At 55.6% G+C, this 22,554-nt stretch carries 23 protein-coding genes; 8 read left to right on the forward strand and 15 right to left on the reverse strand.

All coding sequences use genetic code 11. The features are described from left to right. Nucleotides 1–67: 67 nt before the first annotated feature. The 7 genes from C0557_RS02305 to C0557_RS02335 all read right to left on the reverse strand — a co-directional run bounded on the left by C0557_RS02305 (nucleotide 68) and on the right by C0557_RS02335 (nucleotide 6,037). Complete coding sequence (locus C0557_RS02305; RefSeq protein ID WP_208657361.1) at nucleotides 68–304, reverse strand: DUF3343 domain-containing protein; 237 nt, start codon at nucleotides 302–304, stop codon at nucleotides 68–70. Further along, nucleotides 304–1,068 (reverse strand): putative 2-hydroxyacyl-CoA dehydratase activator YjiL, encoded by a 765-nt coding sequence (yjiL, locus tag C0557_RS02310; protein WP_208657362.1) that lies wholly within the window; start codon nucleotides 1,066–1,068, stop codon nucleotides 304–306. The genes C0557_RS02305 and yjiL overlap by 1 nt, the downstream gene beginning before the upstream one ends. 9 nt (nucleotides 1,069–1,077) lie before the next feature. After that, entirely contained in the window at nucleotides 1,078–2,229 is a 1,152-nt protein-coding gene (locus C0557_RS02315; protein ID WP_208657363.1) for a double-cubane-cluster-containing anaerobic reductase, read from the reverse strand. Between the two features lie 87 nt (nucleotides 2,230–2,316). Continuing rightward, nucleotides 2,317–3,597 carry a DUF445 domain-containing protein gene (locus tag C0557_RS02320; protein WP_208657364.1) on the reverse strand — a complete coding sequence of 427 codons (1,281 nt, stop codon included), beginning with the start codon at nucleotides 3,595–3,597 and terminating at the stop codon, nucleotides 2,317–2,319. A 40-nt stretch (nucleotides 3,598–3,637) separates the two neighbouring features. Then, nucleotides 3,638–4,282 (reverse strand): LysE family translocator, encoded by a 645-nt coding sequence (locus C0557_RS02325; RefSeq protein ID WP_208657365.1) that lies wholly within the window; start codon nucleotides 4,280–4,282, stop codon nucleotides 3,638–3,640. A gap of 49 nt (nucleotides 4,283–4,331) precedes the next feature. Next, nucleotides 4,332–5,096 (reverse strand): AraC family transcriptional regulator, encoded by a 765-nt coding sequence (locus tag C0557_RS02330; protein WP_208657366.1) that lies wholly within the window; start codon nucleotides 5,094–5,096, stop codon nucleotides 4,332–4,334. Nucleotides 5,097–5,140: 44 nt separating this feature from the next. Further along, entirely contained in the window at nucleotides 5,141–6,037 is an 897-nt protein-coding gene (locus C0557_RS02335; protein ID WP_208657367.1) for a LysR substrate-binding domain-containing protein, read from the reverse strand. Between the two features lie 377 nt (nucleotides 6,038–6,414). On the opposite strand from C0557_RS02335, the gene C0557_RS02340 reads away from it, so the two are divergent. From C0557_RS02340 to C0557_RS02365, 6 genes are all read left to right on the forward strand, one after another. After that, nucleotides 6,415–7,098 (forward strand): nucleoside recognition domain-containing protein, encoded by a 684-nt coding sequence (locus tag C0557_RS02340; protein ID WP_074774724.1) that lies wholly within the window; start codon nucleotides 6,415–6,417, stop codon nucleotides 7,096–7,098. Then, nucleotides 7,091–7,558 (forward strand): YjiG family protein, encoded by a 468-nt coding sequence (locus C0557_RS02345; RefSeq protein ID WP_064568522.1) that lies wholly within the window; start codon nucleotides 7,091–7,093, stop codon nucleotides 7,556–7,558. Before C0557_RS02340 ends, C0557_RS02345 begins: the two co-directional genes overlap by 8 nt. 24 nt (nucleotides 7,559–7,582) lie before the next feature. Further along, nucleotides 7,583–8,686, forward strand: a complete 1,104-nt coding sequence (locus tag C0557_RS02350) for a M20 peptidase aminoacylase family protein (protein WP_208657368.1) — start codon at nucleotides 7,583–7,585, stop codon at nucleotides 8,684–8,686. A gap of 297 nt (nucleotides 8,687–8,983) precedes the next feature. Further along, nucleotides 8,984–10,354 (forward strand): NAD-dependent succinate-semialdehyde dehydrogenase, encoded by a 1,371-nt coding sequence (locus C0557_RS02355; protein WP_208657369.1) that lies wholly within the window; start codon nucleotides 8,984–8,986, stop codon nucleotides 10,352–10,354. A 126-nt stretch (nucleotides 10,355–10,480) separates the two neighbouring features. Beyond that, nucleotides 10,481–10,762 carry a BrnT family toxin gene (locus C0557_RS02360; RefSeq protein WP_074774736.1) on the forward strand — a complete coding sequence of 94 codons (282 nt, stop codon included), beginning with the start codon at nucleotides 10,481–10,483 and terminating at the stop codon, nucleotides 10,760–10,762. Further along, complete coding sequence (locus C0557_RS02365; RefSeq protein WP_208657370.1) at nucleotides 10,749–11,054, forward strand: BrnA antitoxin family protein; 306 nt, start codon at nucleotides 10,749–10,751, stop codon at nucleotides 11,052–11,054. The genes C0557_RS02360 and C0557_RS02365 overlap by 14 nt, the downstream gene beginning before the upstream one ends. A 77-nt stretch (nucleotides 11,055–11,131) precedes the next feature. Here C0557_RS02365 and yjiA read toward each other — a convergent pair whose 3' ends face one another. The 3 genes from yjiA to btsT all read right to left on the reverse strand — a co-directional run bounded on the left by yjiA (nucleotide 11,132) and on the right by btsT (nucleotide 14,607). Next, nucleotides 11,132–12,088, reverse strand: a complete 957-nt coding sequence (gene yjiA / locus C0557_RS02370) for a GTPase (protein WP_208657371.1) — start codon at nucleotides 12,086–12,088, stop codon at nucleotides 11,132–11,134. Nucleotides 12,089–12,098: 10 nt separating this feature from the next. Continuing rightward, the gene (locus tag C0557_RS02375; RefSeq protein ID WP_007373011.1) at nucleotides 12,099–12,302 is read right to left on the reverse strand and encodes a YbdD/YjiX family protein; all 204 of its coding nucleotides are present in this window, start codon (nucleotides 12,300–12,302) and stop codon (nucleotides 12,099–12,101) included. 151 nt (nucleotides 12,303–12,453) lie between these two features. Beyond that, the gene (gene btsT / locus C0557_RS02380) at nucleotides 12,454–14,607 is read right to left on the reverse strand and encodes a carbon starvation CstA family protein (protein WP_208657372.1); all 2,154 of its coding nucleotides are present in this window, start codon (nucleotides 14,605–14,607) and stop codon (nucleotides 12,454–12,456) included. Nucleotides 14,608–14,933: 326 nt separating this feature from the next. On the opposite strand from btsT, the gene tsr reads away from it, so the two are divergent. Both tsr and C0557_RS02390 read left to right on the forward strand, forming a co-directional pair. Beyond that, nucleotides 14,934–16,598, forward strand: a complete 1,665-nt coding sequence (gene tsr / locus C0557_RS02385) for a methyl-accepting chemotaxis protein (RefSeq protein WP_208657373.1) — start codon at nucleotides 14,934–14,936, stop codon at nucleotides 16,596–16,598. Nucleotides 16,599–16,684: 86 nt separating this feature from the next. Beyond that, on the forward strand, nucleotides 16,685–17,497 hold the full coding sequence (locus tag C0557_RS02390) for a GNAT family N-acetyltransferase (protein WP_208657374.1): 813 nt from the start codon (nucleotides 16,685–16,687) through the stop codon (nucleotides 17,495–17,497). Between the two features lie 17 nt (nucleotides 17,498–17,514). Here the strand turns inward: C0557_RS02390 and opgB are convergent, their stop codons facing one another. The 5 genes from opgB to C0557_RS02415 form a co-directional block, all read right to left on the reverse strand. Continuing rightward, nucleotides 17,515–19,806, reverse strand: coding sequence for a phosphatidylglycerol--membrane-oligosaccharide glycerophosphotransferase (opgB, locus tag C0557_RS02395; protein WP_208657375.1), 2,292 nt, complete (start codon nucleotides 19,804–19,806; stop codon nucleotides 17,515–17,517). Nucleotides 19,807–20,047: 241 nt separating this feature from the next. Next, nucleotides 20,048–20,548: a DUF2501 domain-containing protein gene (locus tag C0557_RS02400; RefSeq protein WP_208657376.1), complete on the reverse strand. Its 501-nt coding sequence runs from the start codon at nucleotides 20,546–20,548 to the stop codon at nucleotides 20,048–20,050. 74 nt (nucleotides 20,549–20,622) lie between these two features. After that, the gene (gene dnaC / locus C0557_RS02405; RefSeq protein ID WP_208657377.1) at nucleotides 20,623–21,360 is read right to left on the reverse strand and encodes a DNA replication protein DnaC; all 738 of its coding nucleotides are present in this window, start codon (nucleotides 21,358–21,360) and stop codon (nucleotides 20,623–20,625) included. 2 nt (nucleotides 21,361–21,362) lie between these two features. Further along, a complete protein-coding gene (gene dnaT, locus C0557_RS02410; RefSeq protein ID WP_074774758.1) occupies nucleotides 21,363–21,902 on the reverse strand; it encodes a primosomal protein DnaT in 540 nt (179 codons plus the stop codon). A gap of 159 nt (nucleotides 21,903–22,061) precedes the next feature. Then, complete coding sequence (locus tag C0557_RS02415) at nucleotides 22,062–22,490, reverse strand: organic hydroperoxide resistance protein (protein ID WP_074774761.1); 429 nt, start codon at nucleotides 22,488–22,490, stop codon at nucleotides 22,062–22,064. Between the last annotated feature and the right edge of the window lie 64 nt (nucleotides 22,491–22,554).

Consider the following 22,554-nt stretch of genomic DNA (forward strand, 5'->3'; position numbering starts at 1 on the left):
TTACCGCGATCTCGCGTAGGCCGGATAAGGCGAAGCCGCCATCCGGCACAATGGCGACAACTCGGGTTTATAACATCTCAATGAATGCTTCGCCTTCACAGCGATAAACCGCCTGCGTCACGCCGGGGATGACCCACTGATTTTCCTCACCGGGATGGCCGTGAAAACGGATGCACAACCCACATCCGCCGCGTAACTGGCGGGGAATATCCTGCACCCGAAATGTCACGCCTGAGGCCTGCATCGCTTTGCGGGTTTGCAGCACACCGGGCGTATTGTGAAACAACAGAAGATATTCGTTCATCACCGTTTTCCCTGCCGCTGGCCTATCAGCGCGGCGCCGAGTGCGCCCGCATACTGCGCATCGTCATGAGTAAACACCTCGCTGTTCAGGTGCCTGGCCAGCATGCGGCGGAAGCTGGCGCAGTGGCTGACGCCGCCGGTAAACAGCAGCGGGCCTTGCGTGGAGAGACGCGCGACAAAATGCGCGCTGCGCCGTGCCATGGCGTTGATGACCCCGGCGAGGATTGCCTCTGGCGCGACGCCCGCCGAGCGCAGGCTGATCACTTCTGATTCGGCAAACACCGTACACATGCTGGTGAGCGGATGCGGCTCCACGCCGTCGGTGATGGCATCCAGTTGTTCCACCTGGGTGCCCAGCGTACGCGAGATAACGTCCAGAAAACGGCCGGTACCGGCAGCGCATTTATCATTCATCAGAAAATCGGTGAGGTTTCCGTTCTCATCCAGGGCGATCACTTTGCTGTCCTGGCCGCCGATATCGATAACGGTGCGGGTATCCGATCGCAGCAGCCGCGCGCCGAGGCCGTGACAGGAGATCTCGGTAACCTGCTTATCAGCGAAATCCACCAGTTGCCGACCATAACCGGTCAGCGTCAAAAAAGGTTTTTCCGCCACACCGGCACGCAGTGTTTCCCAGGCCTCGCTAATCGAATCAGCAGGGCGAAACGAGGTCGGACAGAGAAAGCGCCGCACAATGCTGTCGCCCTCCAGCAGAATGCCTTTGGTGGTGGTCGAGCCGGAATCAATACCTATGGTCAGTGCCACAACAGCTCCTTACAGCATCTCAATAAACGCGGCGACGCGGGTGCTGAGCTGCCCGATGTCGGATGTCGAGTAGTCCGTCTCAATCGCCATATAAGGAATGTTGTGCTGCTGGCGTACGTGGCGTTTGATCGCCAGCGATTCGACCGCATAAGTGTGGCAGGCCTGCAAAATCACATCGATCACGCCATCGGCCTGGTACTCATCCACCATCTGGCTAAGCAGCTTCAGCCGTTCGTCGTTGGGGGAGATGCACGAGCAGCCAATCGCCAGGTATTTGTCGGTCAATGCATCGTAGACATCGCCGCTCTCGTCAACGCAGCGTTCGGTCGCTTTCGCCCCGGTGCAGTTTTCGTAACCGACCACCCAGCCGCCATTCTCTTCAATGGCGCGCACCACTTTTTCTGCCGCGCCGCCAATCGGGCAGCCGGTGATCAAAATACGTGGGCGGGCATCGAGGCGTTTTCCGGCCTGCCAGTCGGCTCTGACCTGTTCGGCCATCGCGTTCAGTTCGCTAATCAGCGCCTCTTTATCGAAGCGGAAGGTTGCGCCGTAGACCACTTTCAAAATATCGGCGCCGCTGAGTGCAGGAGGATTAAGCTGCCCGACGCGATAGAAGTTCGCCAGCGCCTGGCGTTCGCGGTTTTTCAGCGCGATGGCATCACGCAGCGCGGCTTCGCTAATTGGCTGACCAAAACGTTGTTCGATAACTTGCTGCAACCGCAGAATTTCCGCTTTCCATAGTGCGCGGGAGGCGGCATCCGCGGCGCTGTTCGGCAGCTGCATCACGTGTACGGCTTTGAACTCTGCCATGTACTCGTACATTTTTTTCTTGCCGTCGCAGGTAGTTTCGCCCACCACCAGATCGGAAAAGTAGAAGTAGGGGCATTTATCGGTTTTGCCGAAGCCGTAGCTGCTTTTGATTAACGGGCAGAGGTTGCGCGGCAGATCTTTTTCGGCTTCTTCAATGGTTTCATCGTTGGTGGAACAGAGCGAAACCACCACTGCGCCAGCCGCCATGGCGATCTCTTGCGGCATAAACGTGCAGTAGGTGCCGACCAGCGGAATCCCCTGTTCTTTCAGATCCATCACGGTGAGAAAGCCTTTCTGGCGGGCGGCGGAGAATTGCTCGAAAACATCCGGAAGTGCGGTGATAAGCGACATGATTTTCCTTCCCCGTGACACGGGAGATGATAAAAAGATGTCGCATTATAGCCGTGATAAATGTGTGGTTTTGTTGATCGCGGCGGCTCAAAAAGGAGAAAAGTGCAGCAGCGTGGGCAGCTGTGACAGCAGATAAAGGATCAGGCCAATGCAGCCGCCAACCAGCGTGCCGTTGATGCGGATAAACTGCAGATCCTTGCCAATGTTCAGTTCCACCTGGCGCGACATGTCCCGCGCGTCCCAGCTTTTTACTGTGTCGCTGATATGGCGCGTTAAAAAAGCGGCAAAATCAGGCGCGACGCGATATGCCGCCTGCTCCAGATGTTCATTCAGCGAGGCGCGCAGCGCAGCGTCCGCCAGCAGGGTTTCGCCGAACCACAGCCCGGCATCGCTGATGCGCTTTTTCATGCGCGAATCAGTGGACTGCATATCCACCTTCATCCAGCCGCGCAGATCCGCCCACATCTCGCCAACATAGTGGTTAAAGGCTTCATCATTCTTCAGATATTCTTTGATGTTGTCTGCACGCTCGGCGATTTCTGGATCGGTTTTCAGATTGGCGATCAGCTTGAGGGTTGCGCGATCAAAGGCCTGGCGGATCTGATGCGCGCGGTCTTCGTTAATATCATCCAGCAGTGAATTTACCGCCTCGGAGACCAGATCCGCGCTCTGCTCGCCGAGCCATTCCGTTGGCAGCAGCTTTGCTTTCATCGGGTGATCGGTCTCCAGCCAGTGCACCACCTGGCGGGCGATAAAAGTGCGGGTGCTCTCTCGTTGCAGCAGGGCGATAAGCTGGGCGATTAAGGTATCGAGCAGCTTCTGGTGTCGATTGTTGCGCGTCAGGCTCTCCAGCATGATGGCGCTGGTTTCGGTCAGATCGACTTTATCGATCGCTTTATGCACCGCGCGGCGCAGCAGGCGCTGAATGCGGGAGTCATCGGCCATTTCCAGAAAACCGCTCATGACCTGCAACAGATGCTGGCCAACGCGCTGCGCATTCTCCGGCTGGCTAAACCAGACGCCGATCATCTGCGCCGGTTGATGGCGTTGGATCAGCGCCACCAGCGACTGCGTATCGAGAAACTTCTCCTGCACGAACTGACCAAGATTGTCGCCGATCCGATCTTTATTACGCGGGATAATCGCCGTATGGCGGGAAATAAACGGCAACGGCACACGATGAAACAGCGCCACCACCGCAAACCAGTCCGCCAGCGCGCCAACCATTGCCGCTTCAGCAATGGCTTTGATCCCGCTCACCCAGAAACCCGGCGGCAGGAACAGCGTAGTGATAAACGTTGCGGCTGCAACCAGCAACAGCGAGAGCGCCAGACGCTTGGCGCGCTTAAGTTCGGCTAATTTTTCCATGACTTAAGCATATAACCCAACGACAGATTCATGCAAAAGGTTAAATCGCAAGCAGATCCCGCAGTAATCCAGCAAGGATCCACACCCCAAACACAATCAGCACTGCGCCAGCGCTGCGTTCTATCCAGCAGATGCTGCGGCTCATGCGTTGCTGCACGGCGGGCAGGCCAATCAGCGTGACCAGCGCCAGATCCCACAACAGCACCACCAGCACCATCCAGATGCCGCTGACCGATTGCTGAAGCAGCGTCACGTCCGGCCCCAGCAGCGCGGTCATCAGCGCCAGATAAAACAGCGCGTTTTTCGGGTTCAACAACGCGGAACCAAGGCCAAGCAGGCACTGTTTTCGCCAGGACGGGCACAACTGCTGCGTGTGTGCGATGGCCAGCGTTTGCGGGCGGCTACGCAGCAAATGGGCGCCAATCCACAGCAAATAGAGCGCACCGAGCAGTTCGATGGCGATGAACAGCGGCGCAAACTGGCGCAGCGCGCTGGACCCGATAATCACCAGCACAATATAGAGCGCATTGCCGGTGGCGATGCCGACGCATAACCCGGCGCTGCCGCGCAGGCGGTAACGAATGGCAAAGCCGATCAGCAGGAAGAAATCTGGGCCAGGGCTGAGCAGGGCAACAAAATGTGCCAGCGCCAGCGCGGGAAAAGCAGAAGGAAATAGCGACTCCATAGTGACCTCAACAGGAAAAAACAGAGGTCACCGTAGCGCAGAGGAAACGCTATTTATTGTCGGATATTGATCGCGCGTACTGGCGCGGCGTGGCGGCGGTGTAGTTCACAAAGGTGTGGTGAAAGTGGCTCTGATCGGCAAAACCGCTCTGGTAGCTGACATCGGCGAGCGCTTCCCCGGCGCGCAGGCGGCTTTTGGCAAACTCCACGCGGGCAATATTGAGAAAGCTGCCGGGCGTCAGGCCGGTGTCCTGCTTAAAAGCGCGGATCAGCGTCTCTTTGCGTAGCGAAAAGCCGTACGCCAGCGCATCCAGCGTCGGTGGCGATTGCAGGTTATCGGTTAACGCCGCCTGCAACTGCTGGCTCAGCGGGCGCAGCGTGGAAGGATGATTGTCGCTGCCGGGCAGCGCATTCAGCAAATGATCGATGGCCGCCGGTAAGTCCCGCGTTTTCCCGCGCTCAATAAGCGCCACAATGTGCTGATACTGTTGGAAAAGTTGCGGGTTGCGGATCACCTGCAACGCAGGTTGAGGGCGGATTTCCTGCGTCAGATACAGCATATGGTAGCTGCGTGGTTGCCCGGCAAGCGGATTGCAACTGTGCGGCGTTAAGGCCGGAATCACCATCAGATCGCCCGCCTGCAGCAGGTATTCCTGTTGAGGGCAGACGCAGCGGGTTTGTCCGTCGAGTATCGCGCCAATCGACAGTTGCGGATGGCTATGGCGTTTATAAGCCTGCTGGCTGCGCCAGGTGCTGCGCAACTCAACGCCGGGCAGACGGCGGAACGTTTGTTGGATATCGCGAATGATCGACATAGCTGCCCCGACGAGTGATGTGATTTCAGGTATATCACAGGCGGCTATTTGTCACTAAACGCATTGCGCAGTAGCTGCCACATATGGTGGGCCGCCGGGGTAAAACGGCGGTCGGAGTTACGCAGCAGATGGCACTGCGCGCTGCTGGCAATCGGATGATCGAGCGGCACGGCCACCAGCGAGCCCTGGCGAATAGGATCGGCGGCGGCATAAGCGGTCATAAACGAAATACCCAGCCCGGCCTGGCTCATGCCCATGGCGGTGGAAAACTGGTTGCAGCGGTACGCCGGGTGAAACTGCAACCCCTGGCTTTTAAACATCGCGTTCATATGGCGTTGCAGGCCAAAGTTTTCCGTCAGCGCGATCAGCGGGTAATCCGCCAGCGCTTCAATGGTGATACTGCTGCGCCCGGCGATTGGATGCTGCGGCGACACGACCGCGCAAATCGGCCCCCACTGGAAGCTGTGGCGTTTGAGTTCCGGCGTGCCGATCGGGCCGAATGCCAGCGCCATATCCGCGTCACCGCTGACAATGTCGTTGAGCATCTCCTGCATGCTGCCCACCACGATATCGACAAACACCTGCGGATACGATTGGGCGAATTCACGCATTACGCCTTCGATAAAGGCGGTGATCAGCCCGCCGCCAATGCGGACCGAAATCGTGCCGCCGCGCATATGACGCAGATCTTTTAGCTGGCTTTCCAGTTTCTCCCGCCGCTGGCGGCTGGCGAAATAGTCCTCGGCCAGCAGGCGGCCGGCTTCCGTCAGCACCACGTTTCGCCCGCGCCGCTCCAGCAACGGTAGCTGGAGCGCGCGTTCCAGTTGGGCTATCTGACGGCTGATCACCGACGGGTTAATGCCGAGGATATCCGCCGCGCGGCGAATGCCGCCCTGGATGCCCACCTCATACAGATAACCGACCGGTTTGTCCTGAAACATGCGCCGTTTCCTCTCGACTGTTGACCTGAAAGCAACAATAACATCCATTTGCAGGCATTTATCATGCCGGTTTAATAGAGATAATCAAATTAATGCTTAATTTATTCTGCCGGGAGGAAATGAAAAACAACGCCGATAAAATTGCACCAAAACGGTGCCCGAAAACGGTGAGAGGTTATTTTATTGGGGCGGTACCAGGGCTTAATTAAATAACTTTTCGTGAACTTTTCTTTTTATTCTCAGTGTTTTTTGGGAAGGTTTTTTATTGCGTTAAAAAATGCAATGCCAGCTATTTATTTTAGCATTTTGTTATTCAGGCATGGATCCTGCTTATTCATACAACATGGCCATCTAATTAATATTTAAAGAGAGATGTTATGAGCGAATCTAAAACGCTGGAGCAACCAGCAAACGAAGAGGCAAACGAGTGGAAAGTGGGGCCGGGCGCCTGGATCTCCTTGATCATTGTGCTACTGGTCTTTTCTGGTTTCTTTTTTAAAGTGGACGGTATGGCGTGGCTGGGCGCCTTCGACTTCACCACGCTGGGCGGGACTTTTGGCACCATGAAGTCGCCGGAAACCAGCACCTTTATCGGCAGCGGCGGCATCAGCGCCAAAGCGGGTTTCCTGTTTGCGCTGTCGCTGGTGCCAACGGTTATGCTGGCGCTGGGGCTGCTGGAGATTTTCACCCACTATGGCGCTATCCGCGCGGCGCACAAGTTACTGACGCCGCTGCTGAAACCGTTGCTGGGCATTCCGGGTTACACCGGGCTGGCGTTGATCACCGACCTGCAAAGCACCGATGCCGGCGCGGCGCTCACCAAGGAGCTGTACGACAGCGGAAAAATTGCCCGTAAGGACGTGGTGATTATGGGCGCGTGGCAATATTCCGGTGCCGGATTAATTAATAATTACTTCTCGATTGGATCGGCGATGTTTGCCTCATTAACTATTCCGATCATTATTCCGCTGGTCTTAATGTTTGTCCTGAAATTCGTTGGCGCCGCCGTGGTTCGCCTGACATTAAATACTGTCTATAAGAGAGATTTCGACCATGAATAATACCGCCAAAGTCTCCGGCAACCCGTTTGATATTTTCGTTATCGGCGCACGTAAAGGTTTTAATATCGCCATTAATAACCTGATGCCGAATGTCGTAATGGCCTATGTCATTGCCGAAATGCTCAACTTACTGGGGGTGATGCAGATTATTGGTCATCTCTTCGCACCGCTGATGGGCGTGTTCGGCCTGCCGGGCGAAGCCGTTACCGTGCTGCTCACCGCCTGGCTCTCCTCTTCTGCAGGAACCGGCGTCGCTATCAGCTTGCTGACTAAAGGCCAGCTTGATGTCGGGCAGATCACCATTCTCGCCCCGGCCATCTTTTTAATGGGTTCGCAGCTACAGTATATGGGCCGCCTGTTGGGTGTGGCCGATGTCCCGAAGAAGTACTGGCCGTTACTGATGGCCGTCAGCATTCTTAACGCGATTATTTCTATGCTGGTCATGCGCGTTATTGCCTGAGTAAAGAATACCAAGGAGTAAGACGTGTCACGCACATTAGAACACTTTAATTACCTGCATCAGATCCCGGAGCTGGGCTTCGAAGAGTACAAAACCTCCGCCTATATCGCAGGCGTACTGGAGGCGGCGGGCTACCAGGTCACGCGCCAGGTGAATAACACCACCGGCATCGTGGCCGTGCTGGACAGCGGCAAACCCGGCCCGGTGCTGGCGTTGCGCGCCGATATGGACGCGCTGGGGCATATCATCAACGGTGAGCATGTCGCGCGCCATACGTGCGGCCACGATGGTCACTCTTCCGTGGTGCTGACCACCGCCCAGGAAGTGATGGCAGAAGGCGTGGTGAAAAAGGGCAAGCTGAAGTTTATCTTTCAGCCAGCTGAAGAGCTGGGCACCGGGGCGATTGCCCTTACCGAGGGCGGCGTGCTGGAAGATGTCGACATGCTGCTCGGCTTCCACCTGCGCCCGCTGGAAGAGTGCCCGATGGGGCAGGCTGTTCCGGCGATGTACTACTCGGCATCCGCCACCGTTGAAGTGATGTTCCACGGTAAAGCGGCACACGCCGCGCGCCCGCATTTAGGGGTGAACGCGCTGGATGCCGCTGCGCACGCGGTGCAGGCAGTGAACGGCATTCACCTTGCGCCGTCGCTGACCTGGAGCGCGAAAGCCACGCGTTTTCTCTGCGATGCCGGGGTGACGAACTCCATTCCCGATAAAGCGCAGGTGTGCTGGGATCTGCGGGCGGCGCAGAACGAATCCATGGAGACGCTCAAACAGCAGGTATTGCGCGCTATCGAGAGCAGCGCTGCGGCGTATGGCGCACGGGCGGAGATCCGTATCCTGAAAGAGATGCCCGCCGCCATCATTGATGATGAGGCAACGGAAGTGGTTTCCCGCGCTATCCGTAGCGTGTTTGGCGACGCCGGATTGACCGAACCGAAATCAACGCCAGGCAGTGAAGATTTCTTCCACTACCTGCGTCTGCGCCCGCAGGTGAAAGGCGGTTTCTGGGGGCTGGGCGCCAACCTGACGCCGGGGCTGCATCACCCGGAAATGCACTTTGACCGCGAAGCATTAGCGCTCGGCGTGAAAGTGTTTAAAGCCTGCGTGCAGGACGTGCTGGGCTGAGTCAGGGCTTCCCGCTGTGATGGTCCCTGCATTTCAAACAACTCAATGCCGGGGCCATGCGCGAGTTTCAACATCCTCACCGCTTTCACCACCGTGCCCGGCACCTCCTGTGATGTTCATCGCATAAGCATAGCGCAACGTACATCCGCCAAAATCAACGCTATAACCTGCCTGTTAATCATTATCTTTACTTATCTTTATCCTGAGTATTTTTATAAGACGTTGCTTATCAACTAGGCTTAAGGCTTGTGACAGCGTTTAAAACTTAATGAATGACGATACCAGGAGACATGTAATATGGCTTATAAAACAGTGAATCCTTTTAACAATCAGCTCATTAAAGAGTACGCGAACCACAATGATGCCGAGATTGAAGTGGCGCTGACAAAAGCGGATGCGCTGTATCACTCTTCGTGGTCGAAGGGCGATATCGATCAGCGGCTTACGGTGTTGCACAAACTAGCCGATCTGATTGACAACCAGCAGGAAGCGTTGGCAAAAATCGCCAGCCGCGAGATGGGGAAACTGATTGCGCAAAGCCGCAGTGAAGTACAGCTCTGTGCGCAGATCGCCCGTTACTATGCCGATAACGCGAAAGCCTTTCTGGCTCCGGTGAAATACCCGTCTGAACTCGGCGAAGCATGGGTTGAACACCATCCGATTGGCGTCATTATGGCCGTCGAGCCGTGGAATTTCCCGTATTACCAGTTGATGCGTGTGCTGGCGCCAAACTTCGCCGCCGGTAACCCGGTTCTCTGTAAACATGCCAGCATCGTGCCGCAGTGCGCCGAAGCGTTTGCCCATCTGGTGCGGGAAGCGGGCGTGCCGGAAGGGGCATGGACCAATCTGTTTATCTCTTCCGATCAGGTGTCGGCCATTATTGCCGATCCGCGCGTGCAGGGCGCGGCGCTGACCGGTTCGGAAAAAGCCGGTAGCGCGGTAGCGGCGCAGGCGGCGAAACACATCAAAAAATCGACGCTGGAACTGGGCGGGAATGATGTGTTTATCGTGCTGGATGACGCCGATCTGGAGAAAGCGGTGGAAACCGGCGTGCAGGCGCGCCTGGCGAATGCGGGTCAGGTTTGTACGGCAGCCAAACGCTTTATTATTCATCAGGATATTGCCGATCAGTTCCTGCGCAAATTCACGGACGCTTTCCGCCAGGTGAAGCTGGGCGATCCGCTGGATGAAAGCACCACGCTTGGCCCGCTCTCGTCAAAAGAGGCGCTGGATACGCTAAGCCAGCAGGTGAGCGAGGCGGTGCAAAAAGGGGCGAAACTGCATCTTGGCGGTAAGCCTGCTAAAAGCGAAGGCAACTTCTTTGAGCCGACCATTTTGACCCATATCACGCGCGATAATCCGGCTTACTTTGAAGAGTTCTTTGGCCCGGTGGCGCAAATTTATGTGGTGAATAACGATGATGAAGCCGTTCGACTGGCCAATGATTCGCACTATGGCCTCGGCGGGGCAATCTTCAGCCGCAATATCAAGCGCGCGAAACAGATGGCTTCGCGCATTGAAACCGGGATGGTGTGGATCAACTGGCTGACCGATACCGCCGCAGAATTGCCGTTCGGCGGCGTGAAGCGCTCCGGCTTTGGTCGCGAACTCTCTGATTTAGGCATTAAAGAGTTTGTGAACCAGAAACTGGTGGTGGTGCGGCAGTAATTTTCCCTTTCCCCCTCCAGCGAGGAGGGGGAATCTTTACATTCCATGATGAAAAAAACAGCAGATCAAAATACAAAAATGTATATACTTTTTTGTATATACACTCAAGGATGAGAAAAGCATGTCATGGAGTTTGAATGGGACGTCACTAAAGCAAGAAGTAATCAACGCAAGCATGGCATTCGCTTTGAAGAAGCCGTATCGGTTTTCGAGGATCCTTACCATTTGTCCATTCAGGACCGGTTCGAGAATGGCGAATATCGATGGCAAACTATCGGTCTGATGTACGGCATCGTTATTATTCTGGTGGCCCATACCATCCGTTTTGAAAGTGGGCACGAAATTATCCGTATCATCAGTGCCCGCAAGGCTGACAAAAAAGAAAGGGATCGTTATGAGCATGGTTAAACATAAATCGGGTGAGTTGCCAGCGCTCAACAAGCAGCGTGAAGCTGAATTAAAAGCGCTGGCAAATAAATCGGACGAAGAGATTGATTACAGCGATATTCCGTCTACGAAGGATGCGTTATGGGCTGGCGCTGTGCGTGGCAAGTTTTTTCGCCCGTTAAAAACGCAGGCATCGGTGCGTATTGATGCTGATGTGATGGAATGGTTAAAACGACCGGGGAAAGGGTATCAGACGCGGCTCAATGCCATTTTGCGTGAGGCAATGATGCGCGATTTGCAGAACAAGAAGTAACGGATAAGTGCCGGATGGCGCTGCGCTTATCCGGCCTGTGTTCGGCTTTGCAAAGCCCTGGCCGGATAAGGTATTGGTTATTTCTTTAACCCCGCAAAGGCTTCGCGGATCTCCTTTTCCGGCAGTTGCACACCGATAAACACCAGCGTGCTGTGCGGGGTTTCATCGCCCCACGGGCGATCCCAGTCGGCGCTGTAGAGGCGCTGCACGCCCTGGAACAGCAGGCGGTTTGGCTCGCCGTCGATCCACAGCATCCCTTTGTAACGTAATAGCTTTTCGGCAAAACTCAGCAGCAGGCTCTCCATCACGCGCGACACCTCGCTGATGTCCACTGGGTAATCGAGTTCTACCACAATCGAACTAATGTCGTTCTGCTTGTCGCCCATAAAATGGAAGCGCGGCTTCGCGGCGACCACATTCTCTTCCAGCATAAAACCGTTGGTATTAAACAGGTTCGCCAGCTCGATATCACCGTGAGTAACGGTGTAAATCGGCGCGCGGGCGTTGATGCGGCGCAGGCGTTCGCGCAGCTTTTCGCTCTCACCAGCAACGTCGGTTTTGCTCAGCAGAATGCGGTCGGCATAGCCAATCTGCGATTGTGCCAGCGTAAACTGGTTCATCTGTTCATCGGCATGTACTGCGTCAACAAGGGCGATAACACCATCCAGCAAATAGCGCTGGCAGAGGATCTCATGGGCGAAAAAGGTCTGAATGATCGGGCCGGGATCCGCCATGCCGGTGCACTCGATCACCAGCCGATCAAAGGCGATATCGCCGCGATCGAGGCTGTCGAGCAGATCCAACAGCGCATCTTCCAGCTCACTGGAGCGGCTACAGCAGATACAACCGTTAGTCAGGGTTTTGATCTGCGTGGCGCGATCGCCAATTAATTGATCGTCAACGGAGACTTCACCGAATTCGTTTTCGATGACGGCGATTTTGTAGCCGTGCTGTTCATTGAGGATATGGCGTAAGAGGGTGGTTTTGCCTGCGCCGAGGAAACCGGTCAACAGTGTGACTGCAATTGGGGTCATAACATCTCCTTTAGCAACAGCGGACACCGCCCTTGCCGTCGCCGCCGTAACGCGCCTGCTGGCGTTCGCGGAAGAACTCTTCGTAAGTCATGTACGGTTTGTCGGGATGGTTGGTCTTCATATGGTCAACATAGTTGTCATAGTCCGGAATACCAATCAGCATCTTTGCCGCCTGACCGAGGTATTTTTTGGCTTCGCCTAAGTTACCAAACATTATTCTTCCCGGATATTGATTACGCCGGATGGCGGCGTTCGCCTTATCCGGCCTGGGATGACTGCGGAACTCATGTAGAACCCCGCTCTGCGGAGTTCTACATCATGATGTTTTGTAGGCCGGATAAGCGTAGCGCCATCCGGCATCAGGTTTAATGGTGTGAAGAGGTTTTCACGCCGCCTTCCGGCACTGGAACATACGGTGTTTCTTTGTCGGTACGCACTTTGTTGTTACGTACATTCAGCCAGGTTTTGATGCCGTAGAAGATGATGCTGTAAACCACCACCAGGAACAGAATACTCAAACCAGCGTTAGTGTAGTTGTTCACCACGATATGGTTCATGTTGGCAATCTGTTGTGCAGTCAGGTCACCGCCGCCTGCGGCAATCTTCTCTTTGTACTGGTTAGCCATATACAGGAAGCCTTCCAGTTGCGGGTTGGTGCTGAACAGTTTCAGACCCAGCGCCCAGGTGGTGCACAGCAACAGCCACAGGGCCGGAACCACGGTCACCCAGATGTATTTGGTGCGCTGCATTTTCACCAGCACCACCGTGCCCAGCATCAGCGCCACTGCCGCCAGCATCTGGTTAGAGATACCGAACAGCGGCCACAGGCTCTTCACGCCGCCCAGCGGATCGACCACGCCCTGATACAGCAGGTAACCCCACAGACCCACGCAGCCCGCCGTACCGATAACGCCTGCGACCAGTGAATCGGTTTTCTTCAGGAACGGTACGAAGTTGCCCAGCAGATCCTGCAACATAAAGCGACCGGCACGCGTACCCGCATCCAGCGCGGTAAGGATAAACAGCGCTTCAAACAGAATACCGAAGTGGTACCAGAAGCCCATATCCGCCATCGGCATGATTTTATGGAACACGTGAGCGATACCGACGGCCAGCGTTGGCGCGCCACCGGCGCGGTTCAGCACTGACGGCTCGCCGATATCTTTCGCCGTTTGCAGCACCTGCTCAGGAGAGATAACAAAGCCCCAGGAGCTGACGGTCGCCGCCGCGTGCGCAGTCACATCTTTCAACTGTGCCAGAATCATCGGCGCGTTTTCACCGCCCAGCTCATGCAGGTTCGGCATGGTGATGCCCAGACCGGCTGGCGGGGTGTTCATTGCAAAGTAGAGACCCGGTTCGATAATCGATGCGGCGACCAGCGCCATTACCGCAACGAAAGATTCCATTAGCATGGCGCCGTAACCGATAAAGCGTGCGTCGGTTTCGTTGGCCAGCAGTTTCGGCGTCGTACCGGACGCGATCAGCGCATGGAAGCCAGACACGGCGCCACAGGCGATGGTGATAAACAGGAACGGGAACAGTGCACCTTTCCACAGCGGGCCGGTACCGTCAATGTACTGCGTCACCGCAGGCATTTTCAGTTCCGGGTTGAGGATCACGATGCCCAGCGCCAGACCGACGATCACGCCGATTTTCAGGAAGGTCGCCAGATAGTCACGCGGTGCGAGGATCAGCCAGACCGGCAGCAGCGCAGAAACAAAGGCATAACCAATCAGCGCAAAGGTGATGGTGGTGTCTTTAAAGGTTAACGCCGGGCCCCAGTACGGGTCGTGGGCGATAATGCCACCAAACCAGATGGAGGCCACCAGCAGCACAATGCCGATCACCGACACTTCACCCACGCGGCCAGGGCGCAGGAAGCGCATGTAGATCCCCATAAACAGGGCAATTGGCACGGTAGAGCAAACGGTGAACACGCCCCACGGACTTTCCGCCAGCGCTTTCACCACGATCAGCGCCAGCACCGCGAGGATGATGATCATAATCAGGAAGCAGCCGAACAGCGCGATGGTGCCCGGCACGCGGCCCATCTCCTCTTTCACCATCTCACCAAGAGAGGCGCCGTTACGACGGGAGGAGATAAACAGCACCATGAAATCCTGTACTGCACCGGCCAGCACTACGCCTGCCAGTAGCCACAATGTGCCGGGCAGGTAACCCATCTGCGCGGCCAGCACCGGGCCGACCAGCGGGCCTGCGCCAGCGATAGCGGCAAAGTGGTGACCAAACAGCACATAGCGGTTGGTTGGCACATAGTTAAGGCCATCGTTATTGATCACCGCCGGTGTTGCGCGGGTCGGATCGAGTTTCATCACCTTTTGGGCGATGTAAAGGCTGTAGTAGCGGTAAGCCACCAGATAGACGGAGACGGATGCAACAACGATCCACAGAGCACTAACGTGCTCGCCCCGGCGTAAGGCGACAACAGAGAGACAGAAAGCACCGATAATCCCGAGAATCACCCAGGGTATGTGCTTGAAAAGTTTTTTAGTATCCATATCAGACCTGGTTTTTTGCAGAATGAGTGAACTGGACTTGAAGTGTTGTTTTGGCTGAATGCTGGCAGCGATCATGACAAATTACGCGCGCAAAGCGGTGATGATTTGACTCAGTGGTCAGAAACGGTTGCTGAGCGGCAAAGGAGTGGCGGTGAGCGGTTTCAATGGCGCGTAAGTGCCGGAAAATATGTGATTTTGATCACACAGAGAAAAACAGTTGGTTGTCTTTTGTTCGGTGAAAGGCGAACAAAAATAGCACGATGCACCATAAAGTTTTCCTTATCCAGGCCGAAAACCTAACGTCTGTCTATAAGGAAAGAGAAAACATGTTAACTCGCATCAAACTTGTCACCAGTTTATTGCTGGTGCTGGGATTATTTGGCCTTTTACAACTCACTTCCGGCGGCTTGTTCTTTAACGCGCTGAAACACGACAAAGAAAACTTCACCGTTCTGCAAACCATTCGCCAGCAACAGTCCACGCTGAACGCCAGCTGGGTTGCGCTGCTGCAAACCCGTAATACCCTTAACCGCGCCGGGATCCGCTACATGATGGATCAGAACAATATTGGCAGCGGCACGACGGTGTCCGATCTGATGCAGATTGCCAGCACCTCGCTGAAACAGGCAGAAGCAAGCTGGAATGCTTACCAGGCGCTGCCGCGCGATCCGCGCCAGAGCGGGGAGGCTGCGGCAGAGATCAAACGTAACTACGATATCTACCACAATGCGCTGGCGGAGCTGATCCAGTTGCTGGGGGCAGGCAAAATTAATGCCTTCTTCGATCAACCGACCCAGAGCTATCAGGACGGTTTTGAGAAGCAGTACCTCAATTATTTGCAGCAGAACGATCATCTGTATGAAACGGCGGTCAGCGATAGCGAAAGCTCTTACGGCTCTGCCATCTGGATCATTATTACGGTGCTGATCGTGGTACTGCTGGTGATCATCGGCGTCTGGGCCGGGATCAAACGAGCGCTGATCGGGCCGTTGAACCACCTGATCGACAACATTCGTCATATTGCCGGTGGCGATCTGGTGCAGCGTATTGATGTCCACGGCTCCAACGAGATGGGGGTGTTGGCTGACAGCCTGCGTCATATGCAGAGCGAACTGGTGCGTACCGTCAGCGATGTGCGCAATGGTGCCAATGCGATTTACAGCGGGGCCAGTGAAATTTCGGTGGGGAATAACGACCTTTCCTCCCGTACCGAGCAGCAAGCCGCTTCGCTGGAAGAGACGGCAGCCAGCATGGAAGAGCTGACGGCAACGGTGAAACAGAACGCCGATAACGCCCGTCAGGCGAGCCACCTGGCGCTGAGTGCCTCCGAAACCGCGCAGAAAGGCGGCAAAGTGGTCGATAATGTTGTGCAGACGATGCGTGATATTGCCGCCAGTTCGCAGAAAATTGCTGACATCATCAGCGTAATCGACGGTATTGCCTTCCAGACCAACATCCTGGCGCTCAACGCCGCCGTTGAAGCCGCGCGTGCGGGCGAGCAGGGGCGTGGCTTTGCGGTAGTCGCGGGCGAAGTTCGCAACCTGGCGCAGCGCAGCGCCCAGGCCGCTCGTGAAATCAAAAGCCTGATTGAAGACTCAGTCGGTCGCGTTGAACTGGGTTCTACGCTGGTGGAAAGCGCTGGCGAAACGATGGGTGAAATCGTGAATGCGGTGACCCGCGTGACGGACATTATGGGGGAAATCGCGTCTGCCTCCGATGAGCAGAGTCGCGGTATCGACCAGGTAGGACTGGCGGTTTCCGAGATGGATCGGGTGACGCAGCAGAACGCCTCGCTGGTGGAAGAGTCCGCTGCGGCGGCGGCGGCGCTGGAAGAGCAGGCCAGCCGTCTGACGCAGGCAGTTTCGGTATTTCGCATTAACCAGCAGCAGCGCAAGCAGAACAGCGCGACGCCAGCCCAGCCCGCTCCGGCAAGCTCGCAGCCGCGTAAAGCGGTGGTAACCGATACCGGTGATAACTGGGAAACTTTCTGACGGTTATTTGCGCCCTGTCATGCAGGGCGCGTTTTCCCCCCGCTTCCCCGTGCTATGCTCACTGCATCCTTTCGTGGAGAAGCCTTATGAACTTCGTCGCTATCCCTGCCATTCACTACAGTTGCACGCAACTTGCCGCCCTGGTTGGGCAATGTTTTGAAGGTTACAGCATGCCGTTTTCGTTGCCGCCAGCGGTCTTTGCCCAGCGTTTTAGCGCCGAAGGGCTTAGCCTCGTGGACTCCTGCGTCTGGCTGGATGGCGAGGAACCTGCGGCGGTGGCCCTGATCACCCGGCGCGGCGCATCGGCGAGGCTGGCAGCGTTCGCCATTCGCCCGCAGTATCGAGCGCAGGGGCTGAGCAAACGGCTCCTCCCTCCCTTAATAACCGCGTTGCGCGATAAGGGCGTGCGGTTGCTGCGACTGGAAGTCATTCAGGATAATCATCCGGCGGTTGCTCTGTATCACTCACTCGGCTTTACCACCGTCCAGCCACTGTATGGCTTTCAGGGCGCGAAAGAGGTGGACGGCGAAGATAATGCGTTGCGGGAAATTGATCCGCTGATCGTGGTGCGCAAAGCAGTCTGCGAGAGTAATGCCGCGCTCTCCTGGCTGACCGATCCGCTCTCTGCCGCATCATTACCGGCGCGGGCGTTTGAGTACCGCAATCATGCGCTGGCGGTGGTTGCCACGCACATGGAGACGCCGCAGCTACGGTTTATTTATGTGGAGACGGAGTACCGGCGCAGAGGATTTGCCAGTGAACTTTTGCAGGCGTTGAATCAGCATTTTCCCGGTCTTAGCACCTCGGTGGTGGTGCCCGGCGCGTTTGCGCCGCTGTTCGAACGTGCGGGTTACAGCAGGCTTGCGCTCAGCCAGTATGAGATGAAGGCTGACCTGTAACGGCCAGCCTTCGATTTTTAACCTTCGTCACTCAATACTTTGATTTCCGCCAGCCCGATTCCAAGCTGACGCGGCGAGTGACCGAGAATATTCCCTTCGTTGGTGGATTGCGGGTCCGGCGGGACAATCACCAGCGTGCTGCTGCGGGACGGATTATTGAAGCGCAATGTCGTGGTGCTGAGCGTGTTATCCAGCGTCAGGGTTTGCTCTTCATCGCCGACACGCACCGGAATAGGGCGGTTGGCGTTCGGGCCATACGCTTTGGCGGTAATGACCAGTTCGAAATGTTCCGGTAGCGGCTGGTTATATTCAATCGACACTTCTTTGCCCAACTGCGCGTTGGACCAGCGCCCCCAGCTTTCCGGGCGGGAAATGCCGTTGAATGCTTTCACCTCTTCCGGCGCGCCGGGAACGTTGAAGACAAAGCTGTCGGCTTTGTAGCGAATGTTGTTATCGAGGATCTTCAGCGTATCGACATTATTCTGGTAGCGATCGGCGCTGATCACGCTCTCTTTAAACGCGGTTTTGCCTTTCCACAATGCCTTATCAATATGCTGAACCTGCTGTTCGCCGCCGAGCTGCCCCTGCGAGACGCACCAGTCGGTAGAGAGCGCCAGTTCTGGCGACCACAGGCGCGCCATTTTGTAGCACTGATCGATCCACACGAAGTTATCGCGCGGCGCAAAGTCGGCAAGCTGGAAGCGCAGCGGCGCGGAGTATTCGCTTTCCGGTAGCGGTTCAACGCGATGACTGGAAACGCGCACCAGCAGCGGTAAACGGAACTCGCTGCCGGAGAAGGCGACCATCTGTTTCTGGCTATTCACCGTGAACTCCTTCATCGTTTTCGGGAAGTTCCACAGGCGAATGACGTCCGGTTTCCAGGCCAGCACTTTCTCTTTCATATTCAGGAATACACCGGAGAGCGACTGGCCGGAAATACTGCTGCGCCCAAGGCCGAGGAAGTTGTCGCCGCCGAGGATATCGAGCACGGTTGCGCCGTTATCCAGCGTGCTGCGTTTGATCCCGGAAACATCCTCCTGGCGCTCATCGCCGCGCATCACAAAGAACAGATCGCTACGATCTTGTTTGTTAAGGTATTTCCATGCCGTGTTGTTCATCGCCAGATGATCGGAAGAGACCACGATCACCGTGTCTTTAAACCACGGCGACGCTTTGATCTTATTGATCAACGCCGCGATATGCTGCTGGCTGCAGGTGACGGCGCTGAATGACTGGTTCGGCTTGCCATCATAGCTGTAACTTTTTCGCTCGCAGGTGCGCGAGATAAAACCATCCGGATGGTGCGTATCGACGGTCAGCGCGAACAGTGAGAAGCGTTTGCCCGCGCGCGACAGCTCTTCGTAGCGTTTCCAGACGGCATCCAGCACCGTATCATCGTAGAAGCCCCAGTCATTACGGTAGTGGGGATCGGCGACCTGGTTTTTCAGCTCTTCTGCGCCAACGAGGTAATCAAAACCGTGCGATTTCAGGAACACATCTTTCCCGGCAAAGCGCAGATTCGCGCCCTGGATAAAATGGTTCTCGTAGCCGGAATTTTTCAGAATGTCGCCGAGGCAAAGATTCTGCGGGAAGAAACTGGATACCGAAGCGGAAGCGTTGCCTTCAAAAGGCGCGAACAGTGGAATGCCGCACTGTGAGGCGACCATGCCAGCGATGGTGTAATCCGTGCCGGGGAGTTGTTCCGTATGGCTAAAGTCGAGGCTTTGCGCCTTCAGCGCGCCCAGTTCCGGCGTCAGGCCAGGAAAAGCCTCTTCATTGAAGTAGGTGCGCTCCAGACTTTCGCCGTAGATGTAGACCAGGTTGAGTTTCGGCTCCGGGATCTTCTTCGCCGGGACTTTATAAAACGTGGCGAAGTCGGGATCGCCCTCACGCGTCTGGGATTTCACCAGTTCGGTGATCTGGCGGAATGCCGGGCTGGCATCGACCGAACCCAGCGCCAGCGCCAGTGCCAGCAAGCTGTAGCCAAAATGATGGGGCAGATGGCGACGGCGGCGCAGTACCCAGCCCAGCGCGCAGAACAACGCCACCAGCGCGAGAACCAGCCCCGCCCCGGGTAACATGTATTTGCTGATGCCCGCACCGGTCAGACTGTTGGTGAGGGTGTACAACACTGCATCGTTAATGCCATCGCCGGTAAAGTAATTGCTGGCGTACAGCGTGATATTCAAAATAATAAACAGACCCAATACCAGCAGCGTTGCAGTAAACCACCAGCTATTTCGCCCCGCCTTACAGGCGTAAATCACAACCGAGGCGATAAACAGAGCAATAGAGAGCAACTCGGACAACCGTCATTCCTCATCAAGACCAGACATATTGCTGGTTAATCATTTTTGTGACAGGAGAACTAATTTAATGGTGATGTCACACTGCTGCAATTGTAGTGTCACTTTATTCTGAGTTGATTCAGAAATGGTTTAGAAAACGACAATTTTGTTGTGCATCACGTCTGTGAACTGGCGGAACGGTGGAGAAAGAGAGGGGGAAATGCCGCGTTCAGGCCGAAAAAGCGCTCAACGCGGCGGAAGATCAGGAGAGGAAGTTGACGCCCTGTTTCAGAACAATATCGCAGGCTTTTGACTTCACTTTTTCTGCCAGCGGTGTGCTGCCGATGTTGCTCAGGTTCAACTGCTCGCCGTTTTTGGTGTTCAGCATACCCTGAAGGCCATCCAGATAATTGGTGTCTTGTTTCTGCTGGCTGGCGCCGAGCCCCAGTTTATCCAGCACCTGGTTTTTTACATTCTCAGTGTTGGTGAGCGAGGAGAGCTTGTTTTTGGCGCACCAGGACATTACGCCTGCCGCATTGTTCATGGTATTTGAACTGAGCGCCTGATTACCGCCGTTAAGCAAGCCGGTCAGGGAGGAGAGCGACAACCCACCCTGCTGCGAAGCGGTGCTGCTCTGGTTTTTCTGGCTGAGCTGGTTGGCAGCGCTGGAGAGCGTATCCTGCCAGGAAGCGGCATTGGCAAAGCTGGTTAGCAGGGCGCTGCTGATGGCAGCCGCGCAGAGCAGGCGTTTAGCGAATTTCATATCGTGCATATCCTGATGTTTCAGTAAAGCGCTGAGTATACACCTGCGCAGATCCGCCACAGAGGTGAAAACTCTCAATACTCTTTACCGGTGACGCGGCTACGGTAGCTCTCCCAGTTGAAGATCACCCACAGACTGTTGCCGAGACGCATCCTGTCCATTACGCGCTCGCCCAGCAGTTTATTCATCTCTTCCAGATTACTGTTAGTGAGCATGCCGGTCGGGCGTTTGGACGAAGAACGCCTGTCGACTATCTGGTTGATAATGACTTTTTCGTAGCGGGATTCTGTCTGCATGCCGATTTCGTCAATCACCAGCAGATCGACGCTGCTTAGATCGTTCAGCAACTGTTCTTCGCTGCTTTCGCGATTGCCGAACGTCTCTTTCATGGCAGACATAATGTCGGCAACGGTAATGATCAGCACCGATTTCCCGCGCAGCAACAGCTCATTGCAGATGGCGGCGGCGAGGTGATTCTTGCCGGTGCCTGGTTTGCCGGAAAAGATAAAACTGGCGATATTACCGTCAAACTCTTCGACATATTGCCGCGCCTGGCTGAGGGCGCGCATCTGGCCCTCCGTTTCGACCCGGTAATTTTCAAAAGAGCAGTTCTGGTGCAGCGGACGAATGCCGGAGCGATTAAAAGTACGCTGCATTTTCATTGCGCGGTTTTCTCGCTCCAGCGCCGCCGAACGGATTGCGCCCTGTTCTTTCTGCCAGGCCATTAGCTCCTCGCCCGTTTTAAAGGCGGGCTCGGTGTTGGCGGGCATCATCTTTTGCAGTCGCTTCATCAATTCGCCGACGTTTTTCATCGTTATCCTCTAAAGCCTGGTGGGATTTGATTGTCCGGTTCTGACAGTGCATTGATATCGCGTTTCGCCGCGCCATTCTGGCTGGTACGACCGATTTGTACGCTGCGCGCCAGCTTTTGCTGCCACTGCACATGGTGGAATACTTTGCCTTCGGCCTGCCAGTAGGCAACAAACGAAGCCAGCTCTTCCGGCGTAACGGGCTGCGTTAACGCAATGCCCCACAACGCAGCCAGACGCTGGAAGTCTGCATCCGGTTGCCAGCCGGCGTACATGGCGAATTTGCCCATCGGCACATTCACCGGCGCGGCGGTGGGTTCTTCATAAAATTGTGCATCAAGGGCAATGTCGCTGGCTGGCCGCGCAAGGCGGGCTTCAAGTTCCAGTAATTGCTCAAGGCGCTGCGGCGTAACGGCATAAAACGCGGGGCTGTTATTGGCAAAAACAGCGACAGCACCGCCTTCCGCGCGGGCCAGGACACTGGCGTGATCGCGCACAAATTCATCAATGCCGATGACATTCGATGTCAGGATTTTGGAAGACATAACGCGTTCTCAAACAGGATTACTACGGATAAGGCGCTCTGTGTTTTTTTCGCACAGGCATAATGACACATAGTAACACAGTGAGCGGAAAGGGCAGTACAGCATGAAAAAAGCCGGGTTTCCCCGGCTGTTGATTTTCCCAAAGTGTTCGCTTGCGCGTTACGCAATAATGTTCAGCGTAACGTCGATGTTGCCACGGGTAGCGTTGGAATAAGGGCAAACGATGTGCGCGGCATCGACCAGTTTTTTCGCTTCGGCTGCGTCCATACCAGGCAGATGGATATTCAGTTTCGCTTCGATACCGAAACCGGTAGGCAGCGGACCAATGCCGACTTCACCTTCGATAAACGCCTCTTTCGGTATGGCTATTTTGTCGCGGCCCGCGACGAACTTCATGGCGCCCAGGAAGCAGGCGGAGTAACCCGCAGCGAACAGTTGTTCCGGGTTGGTCACTTCACCGCCTGCGCCGCCCATCTCTTTTGGCACGCCCAGTTTGACATCCAGAACACCGTCTGAAGAGGTTGCGCGGCCGTCACGGCCTCCGGTGGCTTTAGCTTTAGCGGTGTAGACGACTTTTTCTAATGACATGGCAGGTTCCTTAATTATCTTGAGAGTTTGCTATAAAATAGCGTGCTATTTAGTTGATTGAGAT

It is taken from the genome of Kosakonia sp. MUSA4 (assembly GCF_013085925.1).
Classification (GTDB): Bacteria; Pseudomonadota; Gammaproteobacteria; order Enterobacterales; family Enterobacteriaceae; genus Kosakonia; species Kosakonia sacchari_B.

Excerpts from the sequence above, each read along its gene's own strand:
- C0557_RS02390 (WP_208657374.1), top strand. The coding sequence starts at position 16,685 with ATGAACTTCGTCGCTATCCCTGCCATTCACTACAGTTGCACGCAACTT.
- C0557_RS02375 (WP_007373011.1), bottom strand. The coding sequence starts at position 12,302 with ATGTTTGGTAACTTAGGCGAAGCCAAAAAATACCTCGGTCAGGCGGCA.
- C0557_RS02340 (WP_074774724.1), top strand. The coding sequence starts at position 6,415 with ATGAGCGAATCTAAAACGCTGGAGCAACCAGCAAACGAAGAGGCAAAC.
- C0557_RS02360 (WP_074774736.1), top strand. The coding sequence starts at position 10,481 with ATGGAGTTTGAATGGGACGTCACTAAAGCAAGAAGTAATCAACGCAAG.
- dnaC (WP_208657377.1), bottom strand. The coding sequence starts at position 21,360 with ATGAAAAACGTCGGCGAATTGATGAAGCGACTGCAAAAGATGATGCCC.
- C0557_RS02345 (WP_064568522.1), top strand. The coding sequence starts at position 7,091 with ATGAATAATACCGCCAAAGTCTCCGGCAACCCGTTTGATATTTTCGTT.
- dnaT (WP_074774758.1), bottom strand. The coding sequence starts at position 21,902 with ATGTCTTCCAAAATCCTGACATCGAATGTCATCGGCATTGATGAATTT.
- C0557_RS02320 (WP_208657364.1), bottom strand. The coding sequence starts at position 3,597 with ATGGAAAAATTAGCCGAACTTAAGCGCGCCAAGCGTCTGGCGCTCTCG.
- C0557_RS02330 (WP_208657366.1), bottom strand. The coding sequence starts at position 5,096 with ATGTCGATCATTCGCGATATCCAACAAACGTTCCGCCGTCTGCCCGGC.
- C0557_RS02355 (WP_208657369.1), top strand. The coding sequence starts at position 8,984 with ATGGCTTATAAAACAGTGAATCCTTTTAACAATCAGCTCATTAAAGAG.
- C0557_RS02325 (WP_208657365.1), bottom strand. The coding sequence starts at position 4,282 with ATGGAGTCGCTATTTCCTTCTGCTTTTCCCGCGCTGGCGCTGGCACAT.
- C0557_RS02400 (WP_208657376.1), bottom strand. The coding sequence starts at position 20,548 with ATGAAATTCGCTAAACGCCTGCTCTGCGCGGCTGCCATCAGCAGCGCC.
- btsT (WP_208657372.1), bottom strand. The coding sequence starts at position 14,607 with ATGGATACTAAAAAACTTTTCAAGCACATACCCTGGGTGATTCTCGGG.
- C0557_RS02415 (WP_074774761.1), bottom strand. The coding sequence starts at position 22,490 with ATGTCATTAGAAAAAGTCGTCTACACCGCTAAAGCTAAAGCCACCGGA.
- C0557_RS02335 (WP_208657367.1), bottom strand. The coding sequence starts at position 6,037 with ATGTTTCAGGACAAACCGGTCGGTTATCTGTATGAGGTGGGCATCCAG.
- C0557_RS02305 (WP_208657361.1), bottom strand. The coding sequence starts at position 304 with ATGAACGAATATCTTCTGTTGTTTCACAATACGCCCGGTGTGCTGCAA.
- C0557_RS02315 (WP_208657363.1), bottom strand. The coding sequence starts at position 2,229 with ATGTCGCTTATCACCGCACTTCCGGATGTTTTCGAGCAATTCTCCGCC.
- tsr (WP_208657373.1), top strand. The coding sequence starts at position 14,934 with ATGTTAACTCGCATCAAACTTGTCACCAGTTTATTGCTGGTGCTGGGA.
- yjiA (WP_208657371.1), bottom strand. The coding sequence starts at position 12,088 with ATGACCCCAATTGCAGTCACACTGTTGACCGGTTTCCTCGGCGCAGGC.
- C0557_RS02365 (WP_208657370.1), top strand. The coding sequence starts at position 10,749 with ATGAGCATGGTTAAACATAAATCGGGTGAGTTGCCAGCGCTCAACAAG.